Here is a 16191-nt window from a genome sequence, read left to right as displayed (position 1 = left end):
TCGCAGTGACGATGTGTTTGGAGGCTCGCAGTGAAGATGGGGTGGATCGCTACGCTATCGCTTGCAACTGGGCTCGCAGTGACGATTTTCTATCGTCATTTTTAATCAAGTAGTAGACAAGAAAGGACTGTAGGGAGTAAAATTTTTGAATAAACAATTTCTATTTTTGAGGCTTTTACTTTAGAAATTGATAAAATTGTATAAAATGTTTTCGGAGGATGATTTATGCATTACAATGCTTGGTTTGAATGTATAAATGTTGAATGTCATGCCACCTATCCAATCAACAAGATTATATATAATTGCCCTAAATGTGGTTCTCTGCTTGAGGTTAAGCATGACATGAAAGCCCTTAAAAGGAAAACTGCTGACTCATGGAAGGCTCTTTTTGATAAAAGATACAAATCAAATCAATGGCCCTATGGTTCAGGAGTATGGGGCAAAAAGGAGTGGGTTTTACCTAATATTGACAACCAAAATATAGTTTCTTTGTATGAAGGCGGTACAAATCTTTTCTGGGCAGAAAGATTGGCTAAAATACTTGGACTCAAAGAACTATGGATAAAATTATGTGGCAACTCACATACAGGTTCTTTTAAGGATTTAGGAATGACAGTTCTTGTTTCTCAGGTAAAGCAGATGATTAGCGAAGGTGCTCCAATAAAAGCTGTCGCTTGCGCATCAACAGGAGATACATCTGCCTCTTTGGCTGCGTATTGTGCAGCTGCTGGAATACAGGCAATTGTGCTACTGCCAAAGGGTAAGATTTCAATAGCCCAGCTTATTCAACCCATAAGCAACGGAGCTTTGGTATTGGAGCTTGATACAGATTTTGATGGATGCATGAAGGTTGTAAAGGAAATAACCAAAGACGAAACAATATATCTTGCCAACTCTATGAATTCCTTAAGAATAGAAGGTCAAAAAACAGTTGGCATAGAAGTAGTTCAACAACTTGACTGGACATGCCCTGATGTTTTTGTCATTCCCGGAGGAAATCTTGGAAATGTCTCTGCACTTGGAAAAGGATTGACCATGATGAGGGAGCTTGGTTTAATCAATAAAAAACCCCGCATTGTTGTAACTCAGGCAGAAAGAGCAAATCCCTTATACAGAGCCTATTTAAGAGGCTTTGATAGATTGCGACCTGTAAAAGCTAAAAAAACCCTTGCAAGTGCAATTCAAATTGGAAATCCTGTAAGCTATGAAAAGGCTGTAAGGGTTTTAAAAGAATATGATGGAATAGTGGTAGATGTGACAGAGCAGGAGCTTGCGGATGCATCAGCACTTGGAGACAGAACAGGACTTTTTAACTGTCCTCACACTGGTGTTGCATTAGGAGGATTAATAAAGCTCCTCAAGGCTGGAAAAATAGACAGCTCAGAGACCATCGTAGTAATATCAACAGCTCATGGATTAAAGTTTACTGAGTTTAAAGTTAAATATCATGAGGGAAAATTCAAATTTCCAGCAAAATATATGAACAAACCAGTTGTGTTGCCACCAAGCATTGATGCTGTTAAAAAAGTTTTAGATTCAGCAATTAAAAACAGGAGGGAGAATAATGGCTAAAAAATCAAAAAAATGGAAGACTTCTACCCTTTCAATACATGGTTTGTCAAGAATAAAAAATGCTTACCATTCTGTAACAACTCCGATTGTCCATACTTCTAATTTTTATTTTGACAACTGCCAGCAAGTCTGGGATTTTATGAAATCAAAGAAAGAAGGAAAGATCATAAGAGAGCACGAATACGGAAGATATGGAAATCCTACTCAGCAGATATGTGAAAAAAAATTAGCAGCCATAGAAGGAGCTGAAAGGGCTATACTCTTTTCCACTGGAATGAGCGCAGTAATATTGACAATTATGGCTTATATGCAACCCAATGGGCATATAATATTTACAAATGATTGCTACAGGCAAACAAGAGATTTTGCCACTAATTTTCTTGAAAAATTCGGCATAGAAGTTTCCTTAGTTGAACCTAAAGCTGAAGCTATAGAGTCAGCAATAAAGCCAAACACGAACATCATTTTCACAGAAGCACCTACAAATCCATATCTTAGAGTGATTGACCTTAAATCAGTTGTGAACATTGCCAAAAAACATAAAATATTGACAATGATTGATGCTACACTGGCAACTCCCTATAATCTCAGACCCATTGAGTACGGCATAGATATCGTAATTCATTCTGCAACAAAGTATCTTGGTGGACACAATGACCTTCTTGCTGGTGTTGTGCTTGGAAAACACGATACATTGGAGGCTTTAAATAAAGTTCAAAGAATGATTGGTGCAACACCATCTCCAATGACTTGTTTTTTGCTTGAAAGAGGACTTAAAACATTTGCTCTCAGAATGGAACATCACAACAAAGCAGGTCAGGCTATAGCAGAAATGTTAGAGTCCCATCCAAAGATTGAAAGGGTTTGGTATCCGGGACTTAAATCCCATCCAGACCACGAGATAGCAAAGTCTCAAATGAAAGGGTTTGGAAGCGTGATAACTTTCTTAATTAAGGGAGATGGGGAAAAAACATGGAAATTTATTGATTCCCTTGAGCTTTTCCTTATTACACCAAGTCTTGGAGGAAGCGAAAGTCTAATTACTCAGATGTCTACAATGTCATTTTTTGACTATCCTGAGGAGTATCGTCAAAGCATTGGAATGGTTGACAATCTTGTAAGAATTGCTCTTGGACTTGAAGACATTGAGGATTTGATGAACGATTTAAAACAGGCTCTTGATAAAATTTAAATCCTTTGAGGTTGTATGTTTCAACTGTGGCAATCATTAGATAAAAAACAGTATTTATGTAAAACAGTAACATATTTGCCAGACAAACCGGGATATTTAGCTAAAATAGCTAAATTATTTGCAACGCATGATATTAACATTACATTCTTTCATTTCAACAGATCTGAGCATCCAAATCGCGTTGTCATTGAAGGAAAACACGACAAAATAGAATCCTTTGAAATACTGAATCGCATACTTGAAGAAGAAGGATTTTTTGAAGAAAAATGCGAAGAGGAGTTAAAGATAATAGAAGCTGACAAAATCCTTAAAATCTCAGTATACATTGAACACAAACCCGGCACACTTGCCCAGTTTGCTGAACTTCTAAAAAAACATGAAGCAAATGTCGTTTATATGATTTACAATGAAATGCTTTCTGAAAACAAAGCAGAAATAGCATTTTATGTAAAAGACCTGATCCAGATTGAAAATCTTGCAAATGAAATGAACAACGCAGGGTATTACTACAACTTTGAATATAAAGGCATTGATGAAGAGAATACTAATCGGATAATCGGTCTTAATCTAATAGAAAGATTTTATTTAAAACTGCGTAAGTTTCTTAAAGAACAGGAAATTAAAGAGGTAAAAGGGCTTATAGAAGCCTCTAAGAAGCTTTCTGATACACTTGTCCAATTCAACAAGGAAGCAGGAAAAATTTTTGAAGTTGGTCAGATTTACAGCAACATCCTCATATTTGCAATATCATCAAGGACAAAAACAGGAAATAATTTTTCATATCGCAGGCTTCCAAGCATAGCTGTAGGAGAAGTTCTGCTTCATACATTTAAATTGCCAACTGGCGGAAATATTTATATTTTTCAAGATAACGATGAATTTACAATGATTGATGGTTGCTACGGGCTTTATTATAAAGATGTCAAGAAGATGCTCAAGGAAAACGGAATTGAACCATCAAAAATAAGAAAAATATACATATCCCATGCAGATGCAGACCATGTTGGATTGAGCGGATATTTTGAAGAGGAATTTGCAGCAGAGGTTTTTATGCATCCTGCAAGCAAGGGAATTATTGAAAAAAATAACAGAGCCTTTGGCTCAAATACTCCGCTTGGAACTTTGAATCAGTATTTTACAATTTTAGTTAATGCAATAACAGAAACCAAATTCCCTCAACATTGGAAACCCTTTAAGATAGAAAAAGCCAACCGAACAGGAGACTTTTTTGTGATTGATGAGTTCTATATTGGCGAGCTTCAATTTAAAGCACTGGAAAGCATTGGTGGACATATCCCCGGACAAGTCTTTTTTCTCAATGAAGAGGCTGGCTTGTTATTTACCGCTGATTATCTTTTATATTTACCAAGTCTTTCAGAGGAAGAAAAAAATATTCTAAGCATACCAAAATTTTTAATGGTTAGCACAAATGTTGATTCAAAGATTTTTAAAACTGAGATGAAACAACTTTCTGAATTAGCGAAACACATTGATATTAAATTAAAACATCACAAGAAGGGCTTAACAATATTACCCGGACATGGAGATTACTATCCTTCCAAGCTTTTGAATTTATAGCGTAATTAATTGCTCCATTCCTAATCAAATCTAATTTGAGCCGTTTTTTATAAAATTTTTGTTCATCAGTCATCACAAGACTTGCGAAGCAAGCTGAAGTAATCTCTTCTGCAGGGAATTAAAAAGGCAAGATTACTTCGCTTTGCTCGCAATGACGAGGATGGGTAGTCATCGCAATGACGATGAATGGGCACTGTGAGCCTAATAGTGTATTTTTAACCATCATTGCGAGCCTTCCGATAGGTGGCTGTGTCATAACCTTTTTGTCAGATTTTTCTCTCCAAGACTTTTTAAAACTTTTAAAAATATTATAAAAATTTGCAAAAAAAGCAGACTGATTTAAGAGAATTGGCAGATTGTGACACCTCCAGTCAGACAGAAGTGGCAATCTCTCCTTATAACTCATAAAAACCGAGATTGCTTCGTCGCTGTCGCTCCTCGCAATTACAAGGAGCTAAGCCTGTCGCGAGCCGAAGGCGTGGTCATAATTCATAATTAGAATTGAGCATTGCTCAATTTATCTACCAAAAGATAGCGATAGAAATCCAATAATTGATATAACCATTTAAAAATTAAGTATTTTTTGCTGTCATTGCGAGCATCCGAAGGATGCGAAGCAATCTCTCCGTTTGCCTTTTACGTCTCATGTCTTACTTTTTACGAATATTTAGAGATTGCTTCGGGCACTACGTGCCCTCGCAATGACCCCTCTGCCTGTCATCACGAGGCTTGCAAAGCAACTTTTTCCCGTCATAACGAGGCTTGCTTTAGCAAGCCGAAGTGATCTCTTTTTTGTGACGGGGGATAGAAAGACGAGATTGCTTTGGATTTCTAAGCTGTCGCTCTGTAGCACTGTCGCTCTATGGCACTATGACGACGAGATTGCTTCCTCCTCGCTTCGCTCGGAGTCGCAATGACGGAGAGGGGGTATCCTCGCAATTAAGGAGAGGTGTTCACCATCCACGAATCACCATTCACCAGTTACCAATTAGAGACTGCTTCGCCACATCGATTGGCTCGCAGTGACGAATTGTTGGATTGCCACGCTATCGCTCGCAACAGGGGGTCTCGCAGTGACGAGTGTCTATCTCTATTTTTTCGGTTATCTACTAAAAATTTCACCCATTATGCGATAATAAGATATGGCAGTTAATTTTAAATCTCAGGTCAAGAAGCTCTCATCACCCGAGTTAGTAAAAATAAATGCTTCTGTTATCAAAGCAAAAAAACCATTGCCCTTTGATGTTTACACTAAAGACGGTGGAATTGTAAAAAAGCTCTTTAACAAAGGAACGATTATCTCTAATTTAGATCTTCAGATACTTTCTGAACAGGATATCTCTTCAGTCTACATTGAATCGGAGGAAACATCTAAACTTGAGAATTATATAAAACAACCCTTTAAAAAAGAGTCAATCCTTGAATCACCAGTGCTATTCAAAAATTATTCATTTGCAAAGGAGCAATATTTTCAAATAGATAAAAATCTTTTGATTCCCGGGACAGAAATAAATTTTTCCCTTTATTTACTGAAGGACTGGAATATTACACCAGTATTTGATTCCTCAGATACAAATCCAAAATCTATATCAATAGAGCAACTTCCTCAAGAAGGTGACTTATTAATAAGGAAAGAAGACCTTCCCAAATACGAAGATTATCTTCTTTCATTAGAAAAAAGCAAAGAAATTTCAGAAGACAAGGAAACTCTTGCTTTAATTACCAAAGAGAGTGCTAAGGCTCACATGAAGGAATTGCTATCTGACCCAAGAAGCGGTGAAAAAATCAAGAAGATGGAAAAGGTTGTTGAAAATATCATGGTTACTTTAAGTGATAACCCTGATTCAATATATAATCTTCTAACTTTACGCGGATATGATTATTATACTTATACTCATTGTATAAATGTTGGAACTCTTGCAATAGGACTTGGCATTCATATTGGACTAAAAAAAGAGGAAATATTTGAACTTGGTGTTGGAGCTATGTTGCATGATATAGGAAAGGCTGAAATTCCTCATGAAATTTTGAATAAACAGGGAAAACTGACTGACTACGAATACAATTTTATTAAAAAACATGTAATTTTAGGCTATGAAATACTTAGTCAAAACAAGTCTATATCTCCAAAATCTCTTGAGGCAGAGCTTCATCATCACGAGAAGCTATCTGGTAGGGGCTATCCATATGGATTAAAGGGAAATGAGATAAGTCTTTTTGGAAGAATAACTGAAATAGCTGACTGCTACGATGCTTTAACTACCCGAAGACCATATAAACCTCCATACACTCCATTTTTTGCTTTGTCTATAATCGTTAGAGAAAAAGGTGACCACGATATTGCATTACTTAAAGCCTTCATCAAGATGCTTGGCAAAATCAAATGAGCAGTTTGTTTGACCAACAAAATACTGTTTCTAAGTCTCATCCCCTTGCTTATAGAATGGCTCCAAGAACCTTGGAGGAATATGTTGGACAGAAGCATATTTTAGGCGAAGGAAAGCTTCTTAAGAGGGCTATTGAATCAGATAGAATAAGCTCTCTTATACTTTATGGTCCACCAGGAGTTGGGAAAACTGCCCTTGCAAGAATAATTGCCAATAGAACAAAAGCTATATTTCAATGGCTTAATGCATCTACTTTAAATATAGAAGAGATCAGGAGAAATCTGTCTTTAGCCAGACAAAGAAAATCAAAGGGCGAGAAAACAATACTCTTTATTGATGAGATACACAGACTTAACAGGCTTTCACAGGATGCTCTCCTTCCAGATATTGAAGAAGGAAATATTATACTAATAGGTGCTACAACAGAAAATCCTTTTTTCTATCTTAACAGCGCAATTCTCTCAAGGAGTCATGTATTTGAGCTTAAACCTCTTACTGAAGAAGAAATCATATCTATTTTAAAAAGAGCATTGCAAGATAAAGACAGAGGCTTGGGAAACTTTAAAGTCAGTATCACTGATGATGCAATTCAGCATCTTGCAAAATCTTCAGATGGGGATGCAAGAAAGGCTCTTTCTGCCCTTGAAATTGCTGTTTTAACCACTGAACCAGATAAAAACGGAGTGATTAACATAGATATGAAAATCGCTGAAGAGAGTATTCAGAAAAAGCACATTGTATATGACAAAGCAGGGGATCAGCATTATGACACCGCCAGTGCTTTCATAAAGAGCATGCGGGGAAGTGATCCAGATGCTACAATTTACTGGCTTGCCAAAATGATTTACGCAGGTGAAGACCCAAGATTTATAGCAAGAAGAATAATGATAGCAGCAAGCGAGGATGTTGGAAATGCTGATCCAATGGCTTTGGTTTTAACAACCGCAGCAGCAGGGGCTGTTGAAAAGGTTGGAATGCCAGAGGCAAGAATTATTCTTGCACAGGCTGCAATTTATGTTGCCCTTGCTCCTAAGAGCAATGCCTGCTACAGAGCCATTGAAGAAGCATTAGAGGACATCCAAAAGGAGAGAACGCAGTCAGTTCCAGAACACTTAAGAGATGCTCATTATCAAGGAGCAAAACTTCTTGGTCATGGCAAGGGCTATAAATATCCCCATAACTTTGGTGGCTACGTAGAGCAAGAATACATGCCTAAAAAGAAAAAGTATTATAAACCTTAAAATGTACAATTTTGTTTGATCCTCTTTTCTTTCATCATGAGGCTTACAAAGCAATCCAAGTGTTCTCTCTATTCTTTGAAGAGATTGCTTCATCGCTGACGCTCTTCGCAATAACTATTAGGGAGAGTCATTGCGAACTTCACCGAAGTGAGGTTCGCAATCTTTTTTTAGGAGCGAAAAGATGAGATTGCCTTTCTTCGCTTGCAATTATGACAAAGAGGAGACATCGCAATGACGATTTTAGGCGTAAAAGGAAAAAGCGAAAATGATTCGGATACTAAGCCTTTGGTAAGCCGAAAACTCAGCGACCATTTGCAACAACAATTCAGAACCAGGCAATTTATGTTTTTAAAGATTATCTTTCTTGGTATTCATTAATTCCTCAAGATGTGTGCACAATCCATGTAACATTTTTAATTCCCAAAAAGTGATTCCTGTTCTTCCAAAGAAATGCCTTAAATTATTAATAATTCTCTTCTCAATATCGGGATTATCTGGAATGTAACCAATCTTTTTTAATACATGATGAAGTCTTTGATAAAGAGCTTCAAGCTCAGATTGCTCAACATAAAACTGCCTTTCCATATGATAGTCTTCATGCTCTTCACATCTCATTAGTTCATAAGCAACTATTAAAACTGCCTGACTTAGATTTAGTGACGGTTGCAATTCTGAAGTGGGAATTGTGATTAGAAAACCGCATTTTTCAACTTCTTCATTGAATAACCCTTTGTCTTCTCTTCCAAAAAGAATTGCCACCTTATTATTTTGAGCCACCTCATAAATCCTTTTTACTGCTTCTTTTACATCCACTATGGCGCCTCTTTTTGAACCTCGCCTTCTTGTTGTTCCTACGATGAGTGACTTATCTTTTATTGCAGAATAAAAATCATTGTAAATTTGAGCGTTCTCAATGATATCTTTACTTCTCCAAGCCATCCAGAAAGCTTCATCAGTTAATTTGGGAGGATTTACAAGTACAAGTTTAGTAAAACCCATATTTTTTATTGCCCTTGCGGATGAACCAATATTTCCGGGTTCTTTTGGCTCAATTAACACAAAATGAATATTTTCTCTCCAACTCATCTTCCTTTCCTGATTCAAAATTTTAGCAACTTATAGAATAAATTTTAACATTTTGATTATTAAATTTTTTAATTTAAGATGAATCCGAAAATAGAGATAGACATGCGTCACTGCAACCCTACGATGGAGGCAAAGCAGTCTCTAAAAGGTGGTAAAACTTGAAGAAGTAGGAAGTGAAAAGTAAAAGACGAGATTGCTTCGCTCTCAATGATGGAAAAAGTGTCCTTCAGTAAGGCTCGCAATAACGAAAAAATACTTTATTTTAAAATGGTTTGACCGATTTTTGGATTTCTATTGCTTTTTGGTTTAAAACCATAGAGCTTAGAATTCAAAAACTATGATATAATATTCTTTTATGATATGCATTCCATAGGATTAGACATAGGCGGAACTTATATAAAAATTGGAGTAGTTTCCTCTGAGGGAAGTATCATTAAGTTTTCTAAAATTGCCACTACAGACAAAGCAATTGAGACAATATTTGAGGAATTGGACAGTATTTTCAGGGAGTATAAAGTTATAGGAATAGGAGTTGCAATAGCAGGACTTGTGGATAAAGATGGAAATGTAATAAAGACTGCAAATATTCCCTTTTTTAATGACTTTCCTCTAAAGAAGGCATTTGAAGAAAGATATAAAGTTGATGTGGCAGTAGAAAACGATGCAACTGTGGCAACATTAGCAGAGGCTATTTTTGGAGAAGGAAAAAATTGCTCAAACTTTATTTTAATGACTATTGGCACCGGGATTGGCGGTGGTATTTGGTTAAATGGCAGGATTGCTGATTTGCCAATGGAGGTCGGACATATAACAATCAACTTCAAAAGCGAAAGAACTTGTAACTGCGGAAGCACAGGTTGCCTTGAAGTATATGCTTCAGGAAGGGCTATCAAAGAGAGTTTAATTGAAAAAGTTGAGAAGGGTGAAGACAGTATTGTTAAAACTTTGTATGAAGGTAATTTCTACAAAGTAACAACAGAGGATATATATAATGTTGCTATGGATGGAGACCCTGTCTGCAGAAGTGTATTAAAAGACGCAGGTAAGGCTCTCGGTGCAGGCATTTCAACTCTCATAAATATCTTTGGACCAGAAAAGATAATTTTAAGCGGCGGAGTCTCTAAGGCAGTAAATATTTATGTGGAAACAGCTATTTCAGAAGCTAAAAGGAGAGCAATGAAAGGTTTAATTGATAAAGTAAATATTGTCAACTCAAATCTCGTAGATGTAGGTGGAATTTTAGGGGCTGTTGCTCTTCTCTCCAATAGAAAGCCATGAAAAACATAAGAAATTTCTCAATAATTGCCCATATTGATCACGGTAAATCAACTCTTGCAGACAGACTGCTCGAATATACTGGTGCTGTTAATCTCGGCGGTAAAATGGGACAGATTCTTGATTCAATGGACCTTGAGAAAGAAAGGGGCATTACCATCAAAGCCCATGCAGTAAGACTCACTTACAAAGCTGATGATGGTGAGACATACATTCTTAATTTAATTGATACTCCGGGTCATGTAGACTTTTCATATGAAGTGTCCCGTTCTTTAGCTTGCTGTGAGGGAAGTCTTCTTGTGGTTGATGCTACTCAGGGAGTGGAGGCTCAGACAGTTGCAAATGCTTATCTTGCTATTGATCACAACCATGAAATCATACCAGTAATTAATAAAATTGACCTTCCCCAGTCTGATCCTGAAAGGGTTAAGCAACAGATTGAGGATATTCTTGGAATTGATGCTTCTGAAGCAATACTTGCCTCTGCAAAGGAAGGAGTGGGTACAAAGGAGATTTTGGAAGCAGTTGTAAAAATAATTCCTCCTCCAAAAGGAGTTCCTACCGCACCTTTAAGGGCAATGATTTTTGACTCTTGGTTTGACAACTATCTTGGAGTAATTATTCTTGTTAGAGTTTTTGATGGAGAAGTTAAAAAAGGTATGCGTATAAGACTTTTTGCCACGGGGAAAGAATATGAAGTTCAAAAACTTGGAATTTTGACGCCTTTGCCAAAGGAGATAGAAAAGCTCTCTGCAGGAGAAGTAGGTTTCATTGTTGCAGGTATTAAGAATATCTCAGACACTAAAATTGGTGATACTGTTACTGATGCAAAAAATCCTGCTAAAGAGCCACTTCCCGGATTTAGGGAAGTAAAGCCTATGGTTTTCTGCGGACTCTACCCAATAGAAAGCCATCAGTATGAAGAACTTAAGGTAGCCCTTGAAAAACTGAGACTTAACGATTCTTCCTTTTTCTTTGAGCCAGAGACATCCGCAGCTTTAGGATTTGGCTTCAGATGCGGATTTCTTGGACTTCTTCACATGGAAATTATCAAAGAAAGGCTTGAGAGGGAGTTCAATTTATCCCTTATCAGTACAGCACCAACTGTTAGATATAAAGTGACTGAAAAAAGCGGTAAAAGTTATTTAATTGATAATCCGAGCAAAATGCCCAAGATTATAGAAAGCATAGAAGAACCATATATGAAAGTATCCATAATTGTTCCAGAAAGCTTTGTTGGTGAGATTTTAAAGCTTTGTCAGGAAAAAAGAGGAATTCAGAAGGAGTTTTCATATATATCAAAAGACAGGGTGCTTCTGGTATACGAAATGCCCTTAAATGAAATTCTTTGGGACTTCTATGACAAACTAAAATCCCTCTCAAAGGGATATGCTTCTATGGATTATGAGTTTCTTGGTTATAAAAAAAGCGACCTTGTCAAACTGGATATATTGATAAATGGTGAACAGGTAGATGCTCTTTCTGTAATTGTTCATAAGGATAAGGCTTATTACAAAGGCAGGGCAATAGCTCAGAAATTAAGAGAAGTCATTCCAAGACAACTTTTTGAAGTAGTAATTCAAGCTGCAATAGGAGGAAAAATTATTGCCCGTGAAAGCATTGCACCTCTCAGAAAAAATGTTCTTGCAAAATGTTATGGCGGTGATGTAACAAGGAAGAAAAAATTACTTGAAAAGCAAAAGGAAGGTAAAAAAAGAATGAAACAAATAGGAAAAATAGAGCTTCCTCAGGAAGCCTTTTTATCAGTTCTCAAAGTAGAGTAGGAGGGAAAATTGACAGCAAAAAAAATTCTTAATTATATCAAAAGCATAGCAATAGCCATCCTGATTGCTCTTTTTATCAGAGAATACATTATTCAGGCATTCAAAATTCCATCTGGTTCAATGATACCCACATTGCTTATTGGTGACCATCTTCTTGTGACAAAATTTATATATGGTGTTAAGCCTCCTTTTACAGACAACAAAATACTTGTATTTAACCAGCCAAAAAGGGGTGAGATAATAGTATTCAAATATCCAGAAGACCCGAGCAGAGATTTTATAAAAAGAGTTATTGGCGTAGAGGGTGATGTCATTGTTGGAAAGGATAAAAAGATTTATGTAAACGGAGTTGAACTTAAAGAGCCTTATATCAGGCATAGTGATTCTTACATTCATCCAAGAGAGATTGACCCCCGTGATAATTTTGGACCAATCCATGTGCCAAAGGGAAAATTATTTGTCATGGGAGACAACAGGGATCAAAGCTATGACAGTAGATTTTGGGGTTTTGTGGACGTCAAGGATGTTAAAGGAAAGGCATTAATCATTTACTGGTCTTGGGATAGTGAAAAAAATAAGCCAAGATTGGAAAGAATTGGTAAACTAATAAAGTAATGTTTACTGGAATAATTATAGAACTCGGTAAGGTTTATGAAATAAAAAAGCTACCCTCAGGAGCAAGGTTAAAGATTACTTCTAATGAAGTTATCAAAGAAGCATCCCTCGGTGATAGCATTGCTGTTAATGGAGCATGTCTTACTGTCTCGGAAATTAATAAGGAAAAAGGCTTAATAACCTTTGATGTATCCTATGAAACTCTTCAAAAGACAACACTTGGCGAGCTAAAAAAGGGAGACATAGTAAATCTTGAACCAGCTCTTACACTTAATACAAGGCTTGGTGGACATCTTGTTTCAGGACATGTAGAAGGGATTGGAACAATTAAAAGGATTGAACAGAAGGGAGATTACTGGCAAATAGAAATTGAAGCTCCAGATGAAATTCTTAAATACTGTATAAAAAAAGGCTCAATCGCTATTGATGGAATTAGCCTCACAATAGTTGATCTCTATCCTTCATCCTTTACCGTTGTAATCATTCCACATACAGCAAAAATGACAACCATAGGTACAAAAAAAATAGGAGACAAGGTTAATCTTGAATCTGATATAATAGCTAAATACGTAGAAAAATTTGTCAGTCAAATGAAAGTTACAAAGGAAAGCAGACTTTTGGATAAATTAAAAAACTACGGTTTTATTAAGGAATAGGGCTTATGAAATTTATAGTTTTGGCTGGTGGTTCGGGCACAAGGCTTTGGCCCCTTTCAAGAAAGAATTTTCCCAAACAGTTTTTAAAACTGCCTGTTTCAAAGGAAAATCCTCAAGAGAGTTTTTTTCAGAAAACTATAAAGAGACTTGCAGGATATAAAAATTCAGAAATTTTTGTCATAACCAATGAGAAATACAAATTCTATGTGTTCAACCAGATTGATGAAATTTTGAGAAAAATCAATTCAAATCCAAAAATTCATGTAGTTTTAGAGCCCGCTTCCAAAAACACTGCTCCTGCAATTGCACTTGGAGTAAAGTTTGCCCTTGAAAATGGCGCATCAATAAGTGATGTATTTATGATTTGCCCATCTGACCATCTTATCTCGCCTGATGAAGAGTTTTTGAAATATATAGAAAAAGCCGAGATGCTCGCCCAAAAAGGATACATCGTCACTTTTGGTATCATCCCTAAAAAGCCTGAAACAGGATATGGTTATATTAAAGTAAAAAGCAAGGAATTAGGAATAAAAAATAAGACATTTCATAGAGTAGAAAGTTTTACTGAAAAACCCGACTTAGAAACTGCAAAGCAATATTTGAAACAAGGCAACTACTACTGGAACTCTGGCATGTTTGCCTTCACTGCCTCTTTGATTACAAATGAGTTCAAAAAATATATTCCCGAAATTGGCAATAACCTTGAGCTATCGTATGCTGAATTTTTGGATAAATTTAAAGAATTTCCCGAAATATCAATAGATTATGCTATTATGGAGAAAACTGACAAAGCTGTTCTTCTGCCCCTTAGTATTTTGTGGTCTGACATAGGTTCATGGGAAAGTCTATATGATATTCTTGAAAAAGATGAACAAGGCAATGCCGCAACTTCAGAACATATAAAAATAGATACAAAAAACACAATGATTTTGGGTAATAAAAGATTTATAGCTACAATCGCACTTGAAGATACAATTGTAGTTGAGACAGAAGACGCTCTTTTAATAGCTAAGAAAGGAGAATGTCAAAAAGTAAAGGATATAGTGAATGCACTTTCTGAAAAGGGTTCATCACTTGTTGAAGAACATGTTGTATCATACAGACCTTGGGGTAGTTTTACACTTCTTGAAAAGGGAGAAAGATACAAGATTAAGCGTATAACTGTAAGTCCAGAGGCTTCTCTTTCCCTTCAGATGCATCATCACAGGTCTGAGCATTGGATAGTTGTAAAGGGTACAGCTAAAGTAACCATTGGAAATAAGGAGATTTTTGTTCATGAAAATGAGTCTGTGTATGTGCCAAAAAGCACGCTTCATAGATTGGAGAATCCCGGTAAAATTCCTCTTGAAATAATAGAAGTGCAGGTTGGTGAGTATGTTGAGGAAGATGACATAAAAAGATTTGAGGATGTCTATGGAAGACAAAATATTTAGAGAGTACGACATAAGAGGTATTTACGGAAAAGAGATTACAGAAGATTTTGCTTATTTACTGGGAAAAGCATTTATATCGCTCATTAATAAAGAAACTGAAAGAATACCAGATAGAATATCCATAGGCATGGATGTTAGGCTTTCATCGGAATCATTGAAAGGAGCTTTAATTGAGGGTATTACAGACTGCGGAGTTAATGTAATAGATTTAGGTCTTTGCCCAACTCCAATTCAATATTTTTCACTATTTAGATTGCCTGTTGATGGCGGAATCATGATTACTGCGAGCCACAATCCACCTGAGTTTAATGGATTTAAACTAAGTGTAGGAAGAGAAACAATTTTTGGTGAGAAGATAAGGAAATTAAAGGTTATCATAGAGAATAACGATTTTGTTGTATCAAGTTCAAAGGCAACAGTAGAAAAATATAACATAATTGACGAGTATATAAATTTTATGACGGAGCATTTTTCATCCTTTGAGGGAGTAAAAATTGCGATAGACTCAGGCAATGGAACAGCAGGTATTGTAGCGCCAAAGATTTTTAGATCTCTCAAAGCAGAGGTAATTGAACTTTTTAGCGAACCTAATGGAAAATTCCCCAATCATCATCCTGATCCAGTTGTAGAGGAAAATATAAAAGCCCTTAAAAATGCGGTCACCGAGAACAATGCTCATGTTGGTATTGCCTTTGATGGAGATGCTGACAGATTAGGAGTAATTGACGAAAATGGAGAAATTATATGGGGCGACAGACTAACAATTTTGTTTGCCAGAGATATTTTGCAAAATCAAAAAGGAGCGAAAATAATTGGAGAAGTTAAATGCTCAAAGATAATGTATGATGAGATTGAGAAAATGGGCGGCATTCCAATAATGTGGAAAACTGGACACTCTCTCATAAAAAAGAAGATGAAAGAAGAAGGTGCATTGCTTGCAGGAGAAATGAGCGGGCATATCTTTTTTAACGATAGATATTTTGGCTATGATGATGCGATTTATGCTGCATTAAGGCTTGTGGAAATAATCAAAAAATCGGGAGAGCCTTACAGTCTTCAAAAACTTTTGAAAGGAATAAATACTATGTTTACAACTCCTGAGATTAGGATAAATTGTCCTGATGAGAAAAAATTTATGATAGTGGAAAAATTTAAATCCTTATTCAAACCAAGTGACTGTTGCACTATTGATGGAGTCAGAATCAGTTTTAATAAAGGATGGGCACTTCTAAGGGCTTCAAATACTCAGCCTGCTTTGGTTTTGCGTTTTGAGGCAGATACAGAGGAGGATTTGGAAGATATTCAAACTCTTGTTCATCAGCGGCTTTTTGAAGTATTTAAATTTTTTGAAATCTTGTGATATACTGAAAAA

The 16191-nt window shown here is 36.3% G+C and carries 12 protein-coding genes; 11 read left to right on the top strand and 1 reads right to left on the bottom strand.

Translation table 11 applies throughout. From position 1 onward, the window contains the following. Window positions 1-225 precede the first annotated feature (225 nt). From thrC to ACYQ3P_RS03230, 5 genes are all read left to right on the top strand, one after another. Complete coding sequence (gene thrC / locus ACYQ3P_RS03250; RefSeq protein ID WP_460176518.1) at window positions 226-1572, top strand: threonine synthase; 1347 nt, start codon at window positions 226-228, stop codon at window positions 1570-1572. Beyond that, entirely contained in the window at window positions 1565-2764 is a 1200-nt protein-coding gene (locus ACYQ3P_RS03245) for a trans-sulfuration enzyme family protein (protein ID WP_460176517.1), read from the top strand. The genes thrC and ACYQ3P_RS03245 overlap by 8 nt, the downstream gene beginning before the upstream one ends. Before the next feature lie 15 nt (window positions 2765-2779). Then, window positions 2780-4342 (top strand): MBL fold metallo-hydrolase, encoded by a 1563-nt coding sequence (locus ACYQ3P_RS03240; RefSeq protein WP_460176516.1) that lies wholly within the window; start codon window positions 2780-2782, stop codon window positions 4340-4342. A gap of 1142 nt (window positions 4343-5484) precedes the next feature. After that, window positions 5485-6729: an HD-GYP domain-containing protein gene (locus ACYQ3P_RS03235; protein WP_460176515.1), complete on the top strand. Its 1245-nt coding sequence runs from the start codon at window positions 5485-5487 to the stop codon at window positions 6727-6729. Then, window positions 6726-7970 carry a replication-associated recombination protein A gene (locus ACYQ3P_RS03230; protein WP_460176514.1) on the top strand — a complete coding sequence of 415 codons (1245 nt, stop codon included), beginning with the start codon at window positions 6726-6728 and terminating at the stop codon, window positions 7968-7970. Before ACYQ3P_RS03235 ends, ACYQ3P_RS03230 begins: the two co-directional genes overlap by 4 nt. Window positions 7971-8318: 348 nt before the next feature. On the opposite strand, the gene ACYQ3P_RS03225 is transcribed toward ACYQ3P_RS03230, so the two are convergent. Beyond that, a complete protein-coding gene (locus tag ACYQ3P_RS03225; RefSeq protein ID WP_460176513.1) occupies window positions 8319-9056 on the bottom strand; it encodes an RNA methyltransferase in 738 nt (245 codons plus the stop codon). Between the two features lie 360 nt (window positions 9057-9416). On the opposite strand from ACYQ3P_RS03225, the gene ACYQ3P_RS03220 reads away from it, so the two are divergent. The 6 genes from ACYQ3P_RS03220 to ACYQ3P_RS03195 are packed head-to-tail and all read left to right on the top strand — an operon-like array spanning window position 9417 to window position 16179. After that, entirely contained in the window at window positions 9417-10334 is a 918-nt protein-coding gene (locus tag ACYQ3P_RS03220; RefSeq protein WP_460176512.1) for an ROK family protein, read from the top strand. After that, the gene (gene lepA, locus ACYQ3P_RS03215; RefSeq protein ID WP_460176511.1) at window positions 10331-12115 is read left to right on the top strand and encodes a translation elongation factor 4; all 1785 of its coding nucleotides are present in this window, start codon (window positions 10331-10333) and stop codon (window positions 12113-12115) included. Before ACYQ3P_RS03220 ends, lepA begins: the two co-directional genes overlap by 4 nt. Before the next feature lie 9 nt (window positions 12116-12124). Next, the gene (lepB, locus tag ACYQ3P_RS03210; protein WP_460176510.1) at window positions 12125-12730 is read left to right on the top strand and encodes a signal peptidase I; all 606 of its coding nucleotides are present in this window, start codon (window positions 12125-12127) and stop codon (window positions 12728-12730) included. Next, entirely contained in the window at window positions 12730-13386 is a 657-nt protein-coding gene (locus ACYQ3P_RS03205; protein WP_460176509.1) for a riboflavin synthase, read from the top strand. The genes lepB and ACYQ3P_RS03205 overlap by 1 nt, the downstream gene beginning before the upstream one ends. 5 nt (window positions 13387-13391) lie before the next feature. After that, complete coding sequence (locus tag ACYQ3P_RS03200) at window positions 13392-14819, top strand: mannose-1-phosphate guanylyltransferase/mannose-6-phosphate isomerase (protein ID WP_460176508.1); 1428 nt, start codon at window positions 13392-13394, stop codon at window positions 14817-14819. After that, window positions 14800-16179 (top strand): phosphomannomutase/phosphoglucomutase, encoded by a 1380-nt coding sequence (locus ACYQ3P_RS03195; RefSeq protein ID WP_460176507.1) that lies wholly within the window; start codon window positions 14800-14802, stop codon window positions 16177-16179. The genes ACYQ3P_RS03200 and ACYQ3P_RS03195 overlap by 20 nt, the downstream gene beginning before the upstream one ends. Window positions 16180-16191 lie beyond the last annotated feature (12 nt).

This window comes from Thermodesulfovibrio hydrogeniphilus, from assembly GCF_054657355.1.
This window is presented reverse-complemented; position numbering and strand designations above follow the sequence as displayed.

What these genes read in the sequence shown, in the direction of transcription:
- thrC (WP_460176518.1), top strand. Translation starts at nt 226, where the DNA reads ATGCATTACAATGCTTGGTTTGAATGTATAAATGTTGAATGTCATGCC.
- ACYQ3P_RS03245 (WP_460176517.1), top strand. Translation starts at nt 1,565, where the DNA reads ATGGCTAAAAAATCAAAAAAATGGAAGACTTCTACCCTTTCAATACAT.
- ACYQ3P_RS03240 (WP_460176516.1), top strand. Translation starts at nt 2,780, where the DNA reads ATGTTTCAACTGTGGCAATCATTAGATAAAAAACAGTATTTATGTAAA.
- ACYQ3P_RS03235 (WP_460176515.1), top strand. Translation starts at nt 5,485, where the DNA reads ATGGCAGTTAATTTTAAATCTCAGGTCAAGAAGCTCTCATCACCCGAG.
- ACYQ3P_RS03230 (WP_460176514.1), top strand. Translation starts at nt 6,726, where the DNA reads ATGAGCAGTTTGTTTGACCAACAAAATACTGTTTCTAAGTCTCATCCC.
- ACYQ3P_RS03225 (WP_460176513.1), bottom strand. Translation starts at nt 9,056, where the DNA reads ATGAGTTGGAGAGAAAATATTCATTTTGTGTTAATTGAGCCAAAAGAA.
- ACYQ3P_RS03220 (WP_460176512.1), top strand. Translation starts at nt 9,417, where the DNA reads ATGCATTCCATAGGATTAGACATAGGCGGAACTTATATAAAAATTGGA.
- lepA (WP_460176511.1), top strand. Translation starts at nt 10,331, where the DNA reads ATGAAAAACATAAGAAATTTCTCAATAATTGCCCATATTGATCACGGT.
- ACYQ3P_RS03205 (WP_460176509.1), top strand. Translation starts at nt 12,730, where the DNA reads ATGTTTACTGGAATAATTATAGAACTCGGTAAGGTTTATGAAATAAAA.
- ACYQ3P_RS03200 (WP_460176508.1), top strand. Translation starts at nt 13,392, where the DNA reads ATGAAATTTATAGTTTTGGCTGGTGGTTCGGGCACAAGGCTTTGGCCC.
- ACYQ3P_RS03195 (WP_460176507.1), top strand. Translation starts at nt 14,800, where the DNA reads ATGGAAGACAAAATATTTAGAGAGTACGACATAAGAGGTATTTACGGA.